Raw genomic sequence first — 15,336 nt, 5'->3', positions numbered from 1 at the left:
GTTACTTAAGCGGCGGGCCTTTGACCAGAAGGGCAGGCCCGAAAGCCTGAAGGTTATGTTCGGATTTTTCGCGTACTACCGCGAACGATAAGCTCGCAGTCGAGTAATCGTGAACCGCTGCTGACGCTGTGACCGTGCAGTTGATCCAATAAAAGCAGCATCGCTTCGCGGCCAATATCAAAACGTGGTTGCGCGACGGTCGTCAATGGCGGATCGCAAAATTCAGACAAAGAGATGTTATCGAAACCAATAATAGACAGATCTTCAGGAACTTTCAGGCCGCGACGTTTCGCCAGCGATAATGCCCCCAGCGCCATAATATCGCTATGGCAGAAAACAGCCGTCGGCGGTACCGGCAGCGCCAGCAGCTGTTCGAGGGCGTTGGCGCCGGCTTCATAGGTAAAATTGCCGCGGGCGATATAGTGCGGATCGACGGTTATCCCGCTACGACGCAGCGCCTGGACATAGCCCTGCAGGCGATAATGGCACAGCGGCATCTCTTCCGGGCCGGCGATACAGCCGATGCGGCGATGCCCCAGCTCGTGCAGATAGTTAACGGCGTTAAAGGCGGCGGTGAGGTTATCGATATGCACCGTCGGCAGCTCAAGCTCGGGAGCGAATTCATTGGCCATGACCATCGGCGGCAGATTGCGCTGCTCCTCTACGCCCGCATCGAAGGGCAAACGGGAGCCAAGCAGCAGCATACCGTCGATCTGCTTGGTAATGATCAGGTCGATAAAGGTCTTTTCCTGACGGTTCTGGTGGGCGCAATCGCCAATCAGCACCAGGTACTCCTGTTCCGCCGCGGTGACTTCAATACCGCGAATGATCTCGCTGAAAAAGGGGTCGCAGATATCCGGCACAATCACCAGAATGGTGCGTGACTCGTTGCGCTTCATATTGCGCCCGAGCGATTGCGGTAAATAGCCGACTTCCAGCGCGGCCTGCTCGACCCGGTTACGGGTGCTCTGCGAAACCTTATCGGGATTCATTAACGCTCGGGATACGGTTGCCGTGGAAACGTTTGCCTTTTGGGCAACGTCTTTCATAGTGGCGGCAACGACCTGTTTTTTGGGCTTCACCTGATTTCTCCTCGCTGACTGGCGCAGACACATCCCTGGCGTTCTGACATCAGCAACATTTTTAACAGATAGTACATCCAGAGAGTTACAGAATTTTCATGAAAAACGTGACGATGGTTGAATTTTTCGATCCGCCTCGCAAGAGAAGCCTTAACCTTCAATAGGATCGACGTCCAGAACCCATTTCACTTTTCGCGCTTCCGGCAGCGTGTTAATCAACGCCAGCGTTCCGCTGACGATATGCTGTAGCTGAACGCGCGACGGATGCTGGAGGAGAATTTGCCAGCGCCAGCGGCCGCCACGCTTTGGCGCCAGCGCCGGAACCGGCCCGAGCACCCACAGTTTCTTATCGGCCAGCGGGCTGGCCTGCAGCAGGTTGCGCAGCTGTTGTAAAAAAAGCGGCGCCTGCTGGTTGTTATGATCCTCGGCGCGAATCAGCACGTGGCTGGTCCACGGCGGCAGCTGCATGCTTTGCCGTTCCGCCAGCGCCTGCTCGGCAAACGCGTCGTATCCTTTATAAAGCAGCGTTTGCAGCAGCGGGTGTTCCGGGTGGTGGGTCTGCAGGATCACCTCGCCCTGTTTGCCCGCCCGACCTGCGCGGCCTGAAACCTGCGTATAGAGCTGAGCGAAGCGCTCCGCCGAGCGGAAATCGGCGGAAAACAGCGCGCCGTCAACGTCCAGCAGGGAAACCAGGGTGACATCCGGGAAGTGGTGCCCCTTCGCCAGCATTTGGGTGCCGATAAGAATGCGCGCGCCGCCGCGATTGACGTCGGCAAGATATTGCTCAAGCGCGCCTTTGCGGCTGGTGGTATCCCGGTCGATACGGGAAATCGGGATATCGGGAAACAGCGGTCCCAGCGCCTGCTCAAGCTGTTCGGTCCCCAAACCTACCGGTACCAGATGCGTTGAGCCGCAGGAGGGGCACTGGCGCGGAATCGGGCGCTGGCTGTCGCAGTGGTGGCAGCGCAGATGATGCTGAGCCTGGTGCAGCGTGTAGTAGCTGTCGCAGCGCGGACACTCCGCTATCCAGCCGCAGTCGTGGCACAGCAGCGCCGGCGCGAAGCCGCGGCGGTTCAAAAACAGAATCACCTGGTTATCGGCCTGCAGATGCTGGCGCATGCGGCCAATGAGCGCCGGAGACAGTCCGGCCTGCAGCTGCTGGCCCTTTAAATCCAGAACGTGCTGCTGAGCCGGGCGCGCATTGCCCGCTCGTTTGGTGAGCTTCAGCTGGCGATACTTGCCCTGGCGGACGTTATGAAGCGTCTCCAGCGCCGGGGTCGCCGAGCCGAGGATAATTGGAATTTGTTCGCTGTGGGCGCGCCAGACCGCCAGATCGCGGGCGTGATAGCGCCAGCCTTCCTGCTGTTTATAAGAGCTGTCGTGCTCTTCATCGATGACGATGACCCCGAGGTCTTTAAAAGGGGTAAATAGCGACGAGCGGGTACCGATAACAATCGCCGCTTCGCCGTTTTTGGCTTTTAGCCACGCGGAGAGGCGTTCGCTGTCGTTCAGTCCGGAGTGCAGCACTTCCACCGGGGCGCTAAAGCGGTGGCGGAAACGGGCGATAGTCTGCGGCGTCAGGCCGATCTCCGGCACCATCACCAGCGCCTGGCGCCCCTGCGCCAGTACGTTTTCAAGGACGCTCAGATACACTTCCGTTTTGCCCGAACCGGTGATCCCGGCCAGCAGCCAGGCGGAAAAGCTGTCCGAGGCGCTGTGAATCGCGCCCACGGCGGTGGCCTGTTCGGTATTGAGCCGCAGGCGCTCGCCGGGTACCGAGAAGCCCGTGCGCCAGTCGGCGATCGCCGGCGCTTCGCTGGCGAGTTCGGCCAGGCCTTTACCCCGCAGCGCCTGCAGGGCGGCGTCGTTAAATTCGAGTTCGGCAACCTGATGGCGCCAGATCTTGCCCTGACGCAGCGCAGCCAGCGCCTGCTGCTGTTTCGGTGAACGCTTAAGGCTGTTGATATCAACCGCTTGCCCCTGTTCGGTGGCAAACCAGTACCACATTGGCGCCGCGCTGGCGGGCTTCCCCTGGCGCAGCACGATCGGTAGCGCGTGAAACAGCACATCGCCGATGGGATGATGGTAGTAATCCGCCGCCCACAGCAGCAGCCGCCAGACCGAAGTGGAGAAGACCGGCTCGGCGTCGAGGGCTTCGGCCACCGGCTTAAGTTCGTCGAGCGGCAGTTCGCTGCGCTCACTGACCGCCGTTACGATACCTATCCGCTCCTGCTTGCCGAACGGAACGCGCACGCGACAGCCCGCTTTGACCGGCATACCTTCAGGCAGCAAATAGTCAAAAGTGCGGGGCAGCGGAACGGGCAGGGCAACGTGAGCGACGGGCATTTAATCTTCCTGACTTGAAATCTGGCGGGTTAGTATACACATTGTGATAAGGGCTCGCGGATCAGTTTGCATATGCTGGTCAAATTCTGTATGATTCGCCGCCTTTGATGCGCTTTGTGCGACATCAAAATCTATTACCCGGGAATTTCGCTTCGCGCAATCGCACCGGGAAATTATTAACATCGCGTGGTGTCTGGCGTTAGGGCTGGAAGAGCGACGCGGCCTTAACTGAGGTTCTCCCATGAAAAAAGATATTCATCCGAAATACGAAGAAGTTACTGCTTCCTGCTCTTGCGGTAACGTCATGAAAATCCGTTCTACCGTAGGTCACGACCTGAACCTCGACGTGTGCGGTAAATGCCACCCGTTCTACACTGGCAAACAGCGTGATGTTGCTACCGGTGGCCGTGTTGACCGCTTCAACAAGCGCTTCAGCGTACCGGGTACCAGCAAGTAATTTGCTGAAGAAGCCGCCTCAGGGCGGCTTTTTTGTTTCTCTTGCGCTAAACGCGAGAAAAAAGGGCAGAAGATTTCTTCTGCCCTTTTTTATAGTTTTAGTATTCCCACGTATCCGGGTCGATGCCCAGTTCGCGCATAATCTCTTTCGCCGCTTCCGGGATTTCATCGCTGCGCTCTTTACGCAGGTCTTCATCGTTAGGCAACGGTTGACCGGTAAAGGCATGCAGGAACGCTTCGCACAGCAGTTCGCTGTTAGTCGCGTGCCGCAGGTTATTCACCTGACGACGCGTGCGTTCATCGGTGAGGATTTTTAACACCTTCAGAGGAATGGAAACCGTAATTTTTTTTACTTGCTCACTCTTCTTACCGTGCTCAGCGTATGGGCTGATATATTCGCCGCTCCATTCAGCCATGAGTTACCTTTAATCCTCTATTCATTAGTTAAGGGCCTGAACGCGAGTCCTGGCCATAATTGCGCGTAGTTTACCGTAGAGGGGCGCGTCTGGCACCAAACAAGCCGCTACGGATGTGCGCTAATGCATATAATTTTAACGGCTATTTCCAGTTTGCTCAATCTATACGCAAAGAAGTTTAGATGTCCAGATGTATTGACGTCCATTATAACAATGATTACTCTGGAGCCTGACTTTTCACCGACTCAGCCCAGGAACTCCCCAACATGACGCGTAAACAGGCCACCATCGCAGTGCGTAGCGGTTTAAATGACGACGAGCAGTACGGTTGCGTTGTCCCGCCCATTCATCTCTCCAGCACCTATAATTTCACCGGATTTAACGAACCTCGCGCCCACGACTACTCTCGTCGCGGTAACCCGACCCGTGATGTGGTGCAGCGTGCGCTGGCGGAGCTGGAGGGCGGCGCGGGGGCGGTTCTGACCAATACCGGCATGTCGGCCATTTTGCTGGTCACCACCGTATTTCTGAAACCGGGCGATCTGCTGGTGGCGCCGCACGACTGCTACGGCGGCAGCTACCGCCTGTTTGACAGCCTGGCGAAGCGCGGCTGCTATCGCGTGCTGTTTGTCGATCAAAACGACGAGCAGGCGCTGAGCGCCGCGCTGGCGGAAAAACCGAAGCTGGTTCTGGTCGAAAGCCCAAGTAATCCATTGCTGAGAGTTGTGGATATTGCGAAAATCTGCGGTCTGGCGCGTGAGGCCGGAGCGGTCAGCGTGGTTGATAACACCTTCCTGAGCCCGGCTTTGCAGAATCCGCTGGCGCTGGGCGCCGATCTGGTGTTGCATTCGTGCACTAAATATTTGAACGGCCACTCTGACGTCGTGGCCGGGGTGGTGATCGCTAAAGATCCGGCGACCGTCACCGAACTGGCATGGTGGGCGAATAATATCGGCGTCACCGGCGGAGCGTTTGATAGCTATCTGCTGCTGCGCGGCTTACGTACGCTCTCTCCGCGTATGGAAGTGGCGCAGCGTAACGCGCTGGCGATTGTCGACTATCTGAAATCCCAGCCGCTGGTGAAAAAACTGTACCATCCGTCCCTGCCGGAAAACCAGGGGCATGAGATTGCGGCGCGTCAGCAAAAAGGTTTTGGGGCGATGTTAAGCTTCGAACTGGATGGCGATGAGCAGACGCTGCGTCGTTTCCTGAGCGGGTTATCGCTGTTTACGCTGGCGGAATCGCTGGGCGGCGTGGAAAGTCTGATTTCCCACGCAGCGACGATGACCCATGCGGGCATGGCGCCTGAAGCGCGTGCGGCCGCCGGGATCTCAGAAACGCTTCTGCGTATTTCGACCGGTATTGAAGATGGTGAAGATTTAATTGCCGACCTGGAAAATGGCTTCCGGGCAGCAAACGAGGAATAAACATGAGTGTGATTGCGCAGGCAGGGGCGAAGGGTCGTCAGCTGCACAAATTTGGTGGGAGTAGTTTAGCGGATGCGAAATGTTACCTGCGCGTCGCGGGTATTATGACGGAGTATTCGCAGGCGGGCGACATGATGGTCGTCTCTGCCGCCGGCAGTACCACCAACCAGTTGATCAGCTGGCTGAAGCTCAGCCAGACCGATCGCCTTTCTGCGCATCAGGTGCAACAATCGCTCCGTCGTTATCAGATGGAGCTCATCTCCGGACTGCTGTCACCAGACGCTGCCGACACGCTGATTGCCATCTTTATTCAGGATCTTGAGCGCCTTGCCGGGCTGCTTGACGGCGGCGTCACCGACGCGGTATACGCCGAAGTCGTCGGTCACGGCGAAGTCTGGTCGGCCCGCCTGATGGCGGCGGTACTGAACCATCTTGGCGTAGAAGCCGCCTGGCTGGATGCGCGTAGCTTCCTGCGCGCCGAGCGCTCCGCGCAGCCGCAGGTGGATGAAGGCTTATCCTATCCGCTTTTGCAGCAGCTGATAGCGCAGCACCCGAACAAGCGTCTGGTGGTGACCGGCTTTATTTCGCGTAACAACGCCGGGGAAACTGTCCTGCTGGGGCGTAACGGTTCCGACTATTCCGCCACCCAAATCGGCGCCCTGGCCGGGGCGTCTCGCGTCACTATCTGGAGCGACGTGGCCGGGGTCTACAGCGCGGATCCGCGTAAAGTGAAAGACGCCTGCCTGCTGCCGCTGCTGCGCCTGGATGAGGCCAGCGAACTGGCCCGCCTGGCGGCGCCGGTGCTGCATGCCCGTACGCTGCAGCCGGTCTCCGGCAGCGATATCGATTTACAATTACGCTGTAGCTACACCCCGGATCAGGGCTCAACGCGCATCGAACGCGTGCTGGCTTCCGGTACCGGGGCGCGTATCGTGACCAGCCATGATGATGTCTGCCTGATTGAGTTCCAGGTACCCGGCGGCCAGGATTTCAAACTGGCGCATAAGGAGCTGGACGCTATTTTAAAACGCGCCCAGCTGCGTCCGCTGGCGGTTGGCGTACACGCCGACCGTAAGCTGCTGCAGTTCTGCTACACCTCTGAAGTGGCCGACAGCGCGCTGAAGCTGCTGGACGAAGCGGGGCTGCCGGGCGAGCTGCGCCTGCGTCAGAAACTGGCGCTGGTGGCGATGGTTGGCGCTGGCGTGACCCGCAATCCGCTGCACTGCCACCGTTTCTGGCAGCAGCTGAAGGGCCAGCCGGTAGAGTTTACCTGGCAATCAGAAGAGGGCATCAGCCTGGTCGCGGTGCTGCGCGCCGGGCCGACGGAAAGCCTTATTCAGGGGCTGCATCAGTCGTTGTTCCGCGCGGAAAAACGCATTGGCCTGGTGCTGTTTGGCAAAGGTAATATCGGGTCCCGCTGGCTGGAGCTGTTCGCTCGCGAGCAGACCACGCTTTCCGCCCGCACCGGGTTTGAATTCATCCTTGCCGGGGTCGTGGATAGTCGCCGTAGCCTGCTTAATTACGAAGGCCTTGACGCCAGTCGCGCGCTGGCTTTCTTTAATGATGAGGCCGTTGAGCAGGATGAAGAGTCGCTGTTCCTGTGGATGCGCGCGCATCCGTACGATGATTTAGTGGTGCTGGACGTCACCGCCAGCGCGCAGCTGGCCGACCAGTACCTCGATTTCGCCAGCCATGGTTTCCACGTTATCAGCGCGAATAAGCTGGCTGGCGCCAGCAGCAGCAGTAAGTATCGCCAGATCCACGACGCGTTCGAGAAGACCGGGCGCCACTGGCTGTACAACGCCACCGTCGGCGCCGGTTTACCGGTCAACCATACGGTGCGCGATTTAATTGATAGCGGCGATACCATTCTGGCGCTGAGCGGTATTTTCTCCGGCACCCTTTCATGGCTGTTCCTGCAGTTTGACGGCACCGTGCCGTTTACAGACCTCGTCGATCAGGCCTGGCAGCAGGGGCTGACGGAACCGGACCCGCGCGTCGATCTCTCCGGGAAAGACGTCATGCGCAAGCTGGTGATCCTGGCCCGTGAGGCGGGTTACAACATCGAGCCGGATCAGGTGCGCGTTGAGTCGCTGGTGCCCGCCCACTGCGAAGAGGGGTCGGTCGATCACTTCTTCGAGAACGGCGAAGCGCTGAACGAGCAGATGCTGCAGCGTCTGGAAGCGGCGCGCGAAATGGGTCTGGTGCTGCGCTACGTCGCGCGCTTTGACGCTAACGGTAAAGCCCGCGTCGGCGTTGAAGCGGTGCGCGAAGAGCATCCGCTGGCGGCGCTGCTGCCGTGTGATAACGTCTTTGCTATCGAGAGCCGCTGGTATCGCGATAACCCGCTGGTGATCCGCGGTCCGGGCGCTGGTCGTGATGTGACCGCCGGGGCGATTCAGTCGGATATCAACCGTCTGGCGCAGCTGCTGTAGCCATAAGTCAAAGACCAGGCAACGCCTGGTCTTTTCACCTTAGTGCGCCGCGAAGACTTCTTTGGCGGCAAACAGGCCATTCAGGGCCGCCGGGAATCCGGCATAGACCGCCATCTGCATGATCACTTCCGTAATCTCTTCCTGCGTCAGCCCGACATTTAACCCGGCGGCAATATGCACTTTTAGCTGCGGCGCGGCATTGCCGAGCGCCGTGAGCGCGGCGATAGTGGCAATTTCACGGCTGCGTAAATCGAGTCCTGGCCTGGCGTAAATATCGCCGAAGGGGAACTCAATCAGATAGCGGGCAAAATCGGGGGCGATATCCTTCAGGCTGTTGACGACGGCGTCGCCGCCTTTGCCGTCCACGCGCTGTAGCATTTCTCGTCCGATGGTATAACGTTCGCTGGTCATGGCTTTTCCTCAGTGTGATGATGCGTAATGAGGAAGGTTAGGGAAGTTTTCCTGACTTGAGTAATACCCTTTTCGTGATACCTTTTCAGTATGACAAATTCACGTTTACACACTCTGGATATTCGCCTGCTGCGCTACTTTGCGGTGGTGGCGGAGGAAAATAACATCAGCCGGGCCGCGCAGCGGCTATTTATTTCGCAGCCGCCGCTGAGCCGTCATATTCGCCATCTGGAAACGCAGCTGGGGGTAACGCTATTCTTGCGGCATACCAAAGGTCTGATCCTTACCGACGAGGGAAGACGGGTGCTGGATATCATTCGGCCTCTGCTGGCGCTTCAGGATCGCACCCTGGCGGCGTTGAGCCAGCTCTCTGCGCCCGCGCAGCAGCCTCTGCGTCTGGGGTTGACCACCGCCTTTGAGCAAGGCGTTTTCGCCGCCGCGGAATCCGCTCTGGGTGAGTACACCGGCGCATTGCACATCACTCGTCAGTCATCACCGGCGTTGGCCCAACTGGTGCGAAAGGGCAAGCTGGATGCGGCGCTGGTGGCGCTGCCGCTGAATACCGAGGGGCTTCACCTGCATCCGTTGCCGTATGGCGAGCCGCTTATCGCGGCGCTACCCGCATCCTGGCCGGAGGCCGCCAGGGCGGAGCTGACGTTAAGCGCACTCAATCATCGGCCGCTGTTCTGGTTTAAACGCGAGCGTAATCCCGATTTTTTTGACTATACGCGACGTATTTTTGACCGGGCAGGCTATGTGCCCACCTACGTGGAGGAGCCTGCCGAGCATGATGTTCTGCTGGCGCGGATTGCGCGCGGAGAAGGTCTGATCCTCCTGCCGGCCTCTTTTTCCGCGATTCAGCGGCAGGGGGTCGTCTTTTGTCCTTTGCAGGATGCCAGCCAGCAGCTTCCGCTTAGGCTGGGAATGGTGACGCTGCCCGCAAATGAGAGGGTCCGGGAAAGGGTAACAGCAGTCGTTGAAAAATCATTGCCTTAGCGAAAAAGAGATGAATTAATTTCATCCTGGCTGAATATTCCTCACTGTTTACGCTGATTTTTCTATTGACGCGGATGCCCTTTTCCGTCATTTTTACATCTGGACGTCTAAACGTATAGAAGTTCGCGACACAACAAACAATAAAATGCGATTGATGAGGTAAGGTATGAGCTTTTTTCACGCCAATCAGCGGGAAGCCCTGAATCAGAGCCTGGCGGAAGTGCAGGGCCAGATTAACGTCTCCTTTGAATTCTTTCCGCCGCGCACCAGTGAAATGGAGCAAACCCTCTGGAAATCCATCGATCGCCTGAGCAGCCTGAAGCCGAAGTTTGTCTCCGTGACCTACGGCGCTAACTCCGGTGAACGTGACCGCACCCATAGCATTATCAAAGGTATTAAAGAGCGTACCGGTCTGGAAGCCGCCCCGCATCTTACCTGTATCGATGCCAGCCGCGATGAGCTGCGTACCATTGCTAAAGATTACTGGGATAGCGGGATTCGCCATATCGTTGCGCTGCGTGGCGACCTGCCGCCTGGCAGCGGTAAGCCGGATATGTACGCGGCCGACCTGGTGACTCTGCTGAAAGAGGTCGGGGACTTTGATATTTCCGTTGCGGCTTATCCGGAAGTCCATCCGGAAGCCAAAAGCGCGCAGGCCGATCTGCTTAACCTGAAGCGCAAGGTCGAAGCCGGAGCAAATCGCGCGATTACCCAGTTTTTCTTTGATGTTGAAAGCTACCTGCGTTTTCGCGACCGCTGCGTCTCTGCGGGTATCGACGTCGAAATTATTCCGGGCATTCTGCCGGTCTCTAACTTCAGGCAGGCGAAAAAATTTGCCGATATGACCAACGTGCGTATCCCGACGTGGATGGCGAAAATGTTCGAAGGTCTGGACAATGACGCCGAAACCCGCCAGCTGGTGGGGGCGAACATCGCCATGGATATGGTGAAGATTCTCAGCCGCGAAGGGGTGAAGGATTTCCATTTCTATACCCTGAACCGCGCGGAAATGAGCTACGCGATTTGCCACACTTTAGGCGTGCGCCCGGCGTAAGCAGGCTTCAGATTTCCCCGTCCTTCTCTTCTCTCTGCGGCGTCAAAACATCTTCGGCGCCGCTTGTTCTGGTTATTTCCTTAAAACATCTTTACGGGCGGTAAAACGGGGCGCCTGCGCCATCAGAGGTGACTATCCGCCAGCAGCAGCGGTACGTTTTGCGTTTGCATCAGAGAGAGGATATCGGGGGAGAGGCCGGTCTGGCTGATAACGAGGTCAAGGTCTGCCAGGCGGGCATGGCCTGCAAGGAACGTTTGACCAAATTTACTGCTGTCCGCCAGCAGGATTTTTTGCCGCCCGGCGCGCATCAGCGCTTGTTTGACGTGGGCATCGGTCATTTCAGGAACCGTCAGCTCTCCAAGATCGTTGACGCCCTGAGTGCTGAGGAAGACTTTGTCGGCGTGGATATGACGAAAGAAGTCGGCGGTACTGAAAGAGACCATTCCCTGGCTGGCGTCTTCATATTCACCGGGCGCGACGATCAACTTGATATTTTTTCTTCCTTTCAGGAGATTAACCACCGGAATGGAGTTGGTTATCACCATGATTTTCTTATCGAAAATAAAATGAGCGAGCGCCAGCGGCGTGGTGCCGCAGTCGATAATAATCGTGTCTCCATCTTCAACCTGCTCGGCGGCTTTCTGGCCAATCAGGTGCTTATCATCGGCCATTAGTATCGATTGCAGCTGAAAGCCGGGCTCGACGCTGGCGCCGCGGGTTAAGTAGGCTCCACCGTAGGTTGTTTTTACAATGCCTTGTTTTTCAAAGAAAGAGAGATCGCGACGGATGGTCATTTTGGTGACGCCGAACTTTTCGGCGAGGTCATTGACGACGACTTTTTTGTCCTGTTGCAAAATGGCGTAAATGCTCATTCTTCGATTTGATGACTGCATATCTACGATTCACCCAAAGGAAAATCGCACTATAAAATACATCGTTTTGGCGGGCAATGGCGGGCGAAAAGAACATACCCGCCTGCTGGCGGGTATGTCGCGAGGGTTTATTCCCACTCTTGCAGGAAGCGTTGACCGTACTGGTCGGCCACCAGAAGCGCGGCATAGACCTGATCCGGCGTCGCGCCGCCGGGCATATTGTGGATGGTTTCACCTTCCGCGCAGGCGGCTTCCGCCACGGTACGCATTTTGCCCGGGATATCGACTTTAATATCCAGCTGCGCCAGGGTGATAGGCAGCCCGACGCTATGGCACAGCGCCGCTACGGTTTCGATCTCTTCCACCGGCGCGTTTTCCAGTACCAGCTGCGTAAGCGTACCGAAAGCCACTTTTTCACCATGATAGTAGTGGTGAGCGTCCGGAATAGCGGTCAGACCGTTATGGATAGCGTGCGCAGCCGCCAGGCCGCCGCTTTCAAAGCCGACGCCGCTCAGGTAGGTGTTGGCTTCAATCACCCGTTCCAGCGCCGGTGTCACCACGTGCTGCTCCGCCGCCAGCATCGCTTTTTCGCCCTCTTCAACCAGCGTGTTGTAGCACAGTTCAGCCAGCGCCAGCGCCGCCTGGGTGCATTTTCCGCCCGCCATGGTGGTCGCGCCGCTGCGGGAGCAGGCACGCGCTTCAAACCAGGTCGCCAGCGCATCACCGATACCGGCTGCCAGCAGGCGCGCCGGGGCGCCTGCAACGATTTGCGTATCGACAATGACCATGTTCGGGTTGCGCGGCAGCATCAGGTAGCTATCAAACTCGCCGTCATCGGTATAGATGACCGAGAGCGCGCTGCACGGCGCGTCGGTGGAGGCAATCGTCGGGGCAATAACCACCGGCAGATTCATAAAATGTGCTAATGCTTTTGCGGTATCCAGCGTCTTGCCGCCGCCGATACCCAGCACGGCGGTGCAGCGGGCGGAACCGGCAATATCACGCAAGCGGTTGATTTCGTTATGTGAGCATTCGCCGCCAAACGGTGCGATTTCGCCAGCCAGCCCCGCATCCGCCAGGCTTTTACGCAGTTTTTCTTCGGCAAAACCGAGTACGAATTTATCGCCCACGATGAGCCAGCGTTCTGCCAACGGCTTGAGGTATCCACCAAGGCGGGTAATGACGTCCGCGCCCTGAATGTACTTACCGGGTGATTGAATAATGCGATCCATTTCTATTCCTCCTGGATGACCGTGATGCCACCCCCCTGGGCAGCTCGCCGATCGGGTTACAGGTTTAGCGTTCCAAAAGCGTTATTCCAGTCCTGCTCAAACTTCTCAATAGCTGACTCTACCGCAGGGGTACCGAGCATTTGTTGCGCTACATCTAACGGAAGGGTGATCGCTTCGCAGCCTGCTAACAGGCAATCCAGCGCCTGGCGCGGCGTCTTAAAGCTGGCGGCCAGCACTTTGCTTTCCGGCGCATGCAGCTCCAGCAGGGACTGCAGCTCCTGGACCATGCGGATGCCGTCACCGCCCTGGGCGTCGACGCGGTTGACGTACGGCGCCACATATTTTGCCCCGGCCAGCGCGGCCAGCAGGCCCTGAGATGCGCTATATACCGCCGTACCCAGCGTGGGGATACCTTCTTTTTTCAACAGCTTGATAGTGGCAAGGCCTTCGGCGGTGACCGGGATTTTTACCACGATACCGGGGACGGCGTTACTCAGGCGTTTGGCTTCTTCCACCATGCCCTGCGCGTCGCGGCTCATGGTCTGGGCGAACAGAATACCTTCCGGACCGACGGCTTTTTGCAGGCGCGGAAGAACATCCCAAACCGGCGTTTTACCGGCTGCGATAATGCTCGGGTTGGTGGTCACGCCGGCCAACGGGTAGATGCGCGCCAGGCGTTCAACTTCTGCTACGTTTGCGGTGTCCAGATAGAGTTCCATGATGCTTTCCTCAATGCTTAATTCGGTAGTGTCGTTGAGGAAAGAATACGGCTTTCACGCGGAGGGTCGCCAGATGACAAATTTGCCAAAAACTGGATAAATGTACGCATTGCGGTTAAGGATGATTTAGATCACATTTATCCCGCCACCCGGATTAAAATGGGAAAATAAGAACGCACAAAAGTCAGGTTTAACACACAAAAATCTAGTTTTTTAGCGAAGCCGTTTTTTCCGTCAGCTGGCTGTGATACTGACGGCGATACTCCGACGGCGAGCGCTCGGTGTTTTTGCGAAACAGGCGGCAGAAGTAGTTGCTGTCGGCGAAACCACAGGCGTGGGCGATATCTTTCACTTTCATATCGTGGCCTTTTAGCAGCATTCTGGCCTGCTCCAGACGGATGTGATTCAGGTATTCGTTAAAGCCCATTGGCCCGCATTTCTGGAACAGATGGGAAAGATAGTTTGGTGAGAGATAAAACGCCTGCGCCACCGACTCGCGGGTTAACGGGTCGGCAAAATGGGCATCAATATGTTTACGAATCGCTTCAAAAAGCGCCTGGCTGCGCGATGACGTTTGTACCTGGCTGCCCAGCAGATCGGCACAGTGGCTGAGCAGGCTGGTGACAATACAGCGGGCCGTATGCTGTTCCTGCGGCTGCATCTGCATTTCATTCAGCGCCTGCAGCAGAAACGATCCAACCCGGGGGCCGCGGCGAGGAATCTGCTGTTTATCCAGCACGTTAAGCGCGCTGCCGTCCCAGTGGCGTAGAACGAATTCCAGCTGCTGCTTACCAAATAAGACAGTTAACAGCGTGGAGGGCATCAGCCACTGCGGGTCATTCCATCCGCCTGCGGGGACGTACAGCACATCGTGCGGCGTCAACTGCGCCTGGTCGGCCTTAATCGCCGGATCGCGAAGCTGCCCCGCAAGCATGATTTCGAGGCGCGGAAAATCGACGCTTAGCGCTTTCTCAGAAGCCGGTCTGGATTCTGTGGAAAAGTGGACTTTGCCGATTACCGCCGGGCCTTTAATAAAAGAATCAATGGCCTGATTAATGTCGCTATCCATTCTCTCTCCGCGTCGCGCGATCCCGTTTCATCATACCTAACAAACTGGCAGAGGGAAAAGCCGCGCGATTTTTCTGCGAAGAGAGTTGTAAGATTTGATTGATATGTTATATCGTAACATATTATTGCAAACCTAAACTCAGGAGAGAGTGATGACCCGAAAGATTTCCGCGCTTATGCTTGGTGTAAGCCTGGTCCTGGCGAGCAGTCAGGCGGTCGCCCACGGCCACCATAGCCATGGCCCGGCGCTGACCGAAGCGGAGCAGAAGGCGAGTGAAGGCATTTTTGCCGACCAGGACGTAAAGGACAGGGCGCTGAGCGACTGGGAGGGTATCTGGCAGTCGGTTAATCCCTATCTGCTGAACGGCGATTTAGATGCCGTGCTGGAGCAGAAGGCCAAAAAAGCCGGTAAAAGCGTGGCGGAATATCGGGAGTATTATAAGAAGGGCTACGCTACCGATGTGGACCAGATTGGTATCGAAGATAACGTCATGGAGTTTCACGTCGGGAAAACCGTCAACGCCTGCCGGTACGCCTATTCCGGCTACAAAATTCTGACCTACGCATCCGGTAAAAAAGGCGTGCGCTACCTGTTCGAATGCCAGCAGGCGGATTCAAAAGCGCCGAAGTTTGTTCAGTTTAGCGATCACACCATCGCGCCGCGCAAGTCCCAACATTTCCATATCTTTACGGGCAATGAGTCCCAGGAAGCGCTGCTGAAAGAGATGGATAACTGGCCAACCTACTATCCTTATGCCCTGCATAAAGAGCAGATTGTCGACGAAATGCTGCACCACTAAAAAAAGCTCCGGTAAACGCGAT

General features: G+C 57.1%; 14 protein-coding genes. 6 read left to right on the top strand and 8 right to left on the bottom strand.

What is annotated here, in order from left to right:
• Nucleotides 1-53: 53 nt before the first annotated feature.
• Together cytR and priA are read right to left on the bottom strand one after the other, a co-directional pair.
• Nucleotides 54-1,082 (bottom strand): DNA-binding transcriptional regulator CytR, encoded by a 1,029-nt coding sequence (gene cytR, locus JLG71_RS26955; RefSeq protein WP_004856005.1) that lies wholly within the window; start codon nt 1,080-1,082, stop codon nt 54-56.
• Between the two features lie 150 nt (nt 1,083-1,232).
• Nucleotides 1,233-3,428, bottom strand: a complete 2,196-nt coding sequence (gene priA, locus JLG71_RS26950) for a primosomal protein N' (RefSeq protein WP_116280659.1) — start codon at nt 3,426-3,428, stop codon at nt 1,233-1,235.
• Between the two features lie 241 nt (nt 3,429-3,669).
• Here priA and rpmE point away from each other — a divergent pair, with 241 nt between their 5' ends.
• Nucleotides 3,670-3,885, top strand: coding sequence for a 50S ribosomal protein L31 (gene rpmE / locus JLG71_RS26945; RefSeq protein ID WP_004107543.1), 216 nt, complete (start codon nt 3,670-3,672; stop codon nt 3,883-3,885).
• A gap of 97 nt (nt 3,886-3,982) precedes the next feature.
• Here rpmE and metJ read toward each other — a convergent pair whose 3' ends face one another.
• On the bottom strand, nt 3,983-4,300 hold the full coding sequence (gene metJ, locus JLG71_RS26940; RefSeq protein ID WP_004107547.1) for a met regulon transcriptional regulator MetJ: 318 nt from the start codon (nt 4,298-4,300) through the stop codon (nt 3,983-3,985).
• Between the two features lie 266 nt (nt 4,301-4,566).
• On the opposite strand from metJ, the gene metB reads away from it, so the two are divergent.
• A complete protein-coding gene (gene metB / locus JLG71_RS26935; RefSeq protein ID WP_014227429.1) occupies nt 4,567-5,727 on the top strand; it encodes a cystathionine gamma-synthase in 1,161 nt (386 codons plus the stop codon).
• A gap of 2 nt (nt 5,728-5,729) precedes the next feature.
• On the top strand, nt 5,730-8,162 hold the full coding sequence (locus JLG71_RS26930; RefSeq protein WP_014227430.1) for a bifunctional aspartate kinase/homoserine dehydrogenase II: 2,433 nt from the start codon (nt 5,730-5,732) through the stop codon (nt 8,160-8,162).
• Between the two features lie 39 nt (nt 8,163-8,201).
• Here the strand turns inward: JLG71_RS26930 and JLG71_RS26925 are convergent, their stop codons facing one another.
• Entirely contained in the window at nt 8,202-8,573 is a 372-nt protein-coding gene (locus JLG71_RS26925) for a carboxymuconolactone decarboxylase family protein (RefSeq protein ID WP_004856015.1), read from the bottom strand.
• A 90-nt stretch (nt 8,574-8,663) separates the two neighbouring features.
• On the opposite strand from JLG71_RS26925, the gene JLG71_RS26920 reads away from it, so the two are divergent.
• Entirely contained in the window at nt 8,664-9,569 is a 906-nt protein-coding gene (locus tag JLG71_RS26920; RefSeq protein WP_049079003.1) for a LysR family transcriptional regulator, read from the top strand.
• 166 nt (nt 9,570-9,735) lie between these two features.
• The gene (metF, locus tag JLG71_RS26915; RefSeq protein ID WP_004856019.1) at nt 9,736-10,623 is read left to right on the top strand and encodes a methylenetetrahydrofolate reductase; all 888 of its coding nucleotides are present in this window, start codon (nt 9,736-9,738) and stop codon (nt 10,621-10,623) included.
• Nucleotides 10,624-10,745: 122 nt separating this feature from the next.
• Here metF and JLG71_RS26910 read toward each other — a convergent pair whose 3' ends face one another.
• The 4 genes from JLG71_RS26910 to JLG71_RS26895 all read right to left on the bottom strand — a co-directional run bounded on the left by JLG71_RS26910 (nt 10,746) and on the right by JLG71_RS26895 (nt 14,515).
• Nucleotides 10,746-11,495 (bottom strand): DeoR/GlpR family DNA-binding transcription regulator, encoded by a 750-nt coding sequence (locus JLG71_RS26910; protein ID WP_049102723.1) that lies wholly within the window; start codon nt 11,493-11,495, stop codon nt 10,746-10,748.
• A 128-nt stretch (nt 11,496-11,623) separates the two neighbouring features.
• Nucleotides 11,624-12,727 carry a bifunctional L-1,2-propanediol dehydrogenase/glycerol dehydrogenase gene (gene gldA / locus JLG71_RS26905; RefSeq protein WP_014227433.1) on the bottom strand — a complete coding sequence of 368 codons (1,104 nt, stop codon included), beginning with the start codon at nt 12,725-12,727 and terminating at the stop codon, nt 11,624-11,626.
• A gap of 56 nt (nt 12,728-12,783) precedes the next feature.
• On the bottom strand, nt 12,784-13,446 hold the full coding sequence (gene fsa / locus JLG71_RS26900) for a fructose-6-phosphate aldolase (RefSeq protein ID WP_057173445.1): 663 nt from the start codon (nt 13,444-13,446) through the stop codon (nt 12,784-12,786).
• A gap of 205 nt (nt 13,447-13,651) precedes the next feature.
• Nucleotides 13,652-14,515, bottom strand: a complete 864-nt coding sequence (locus tag JLG71_RS26895; RefSeq protein WP_200913909.1) for an AraC family transcriptional regulator — start codon at nt 14,513-14,515, stop codon at nt 13,652-13,654.
• Nucleotides 14,516-14,666: 151 nt separating this feature from the next.
• Between JLG71_RS26895 and zinT the strand changes: the two genes are divergently transcribed.
• Nucleotides 14,667-15,314: a metal-binding protein ZinT gene (gene zinT, locus JLG71_RS26890; RefSeq protein ID WP_116280656.1), complete on the top strand. Its 648-nt coding sequence runs from the start codon at nt 14,667-14,669 to the stop codon at nt 15,312-15,314.
• The last annotated feature ends 22 nt before the right edge of the window (nt 15,315-15,336 follow it).

It is taken from the genome of Klebsiella michiganensis, assembly GCF_015139575.1.
Lineage (GTDB): Bacteria > Pseudomonadota > Gammaproteobacteria > Enterobacterales > Enterobacteriaceae > Klebsiella > Klebsiella michiganensis.
This window is presented reverse-complemented; position numbering and strand designations above follow the sequence as displayed.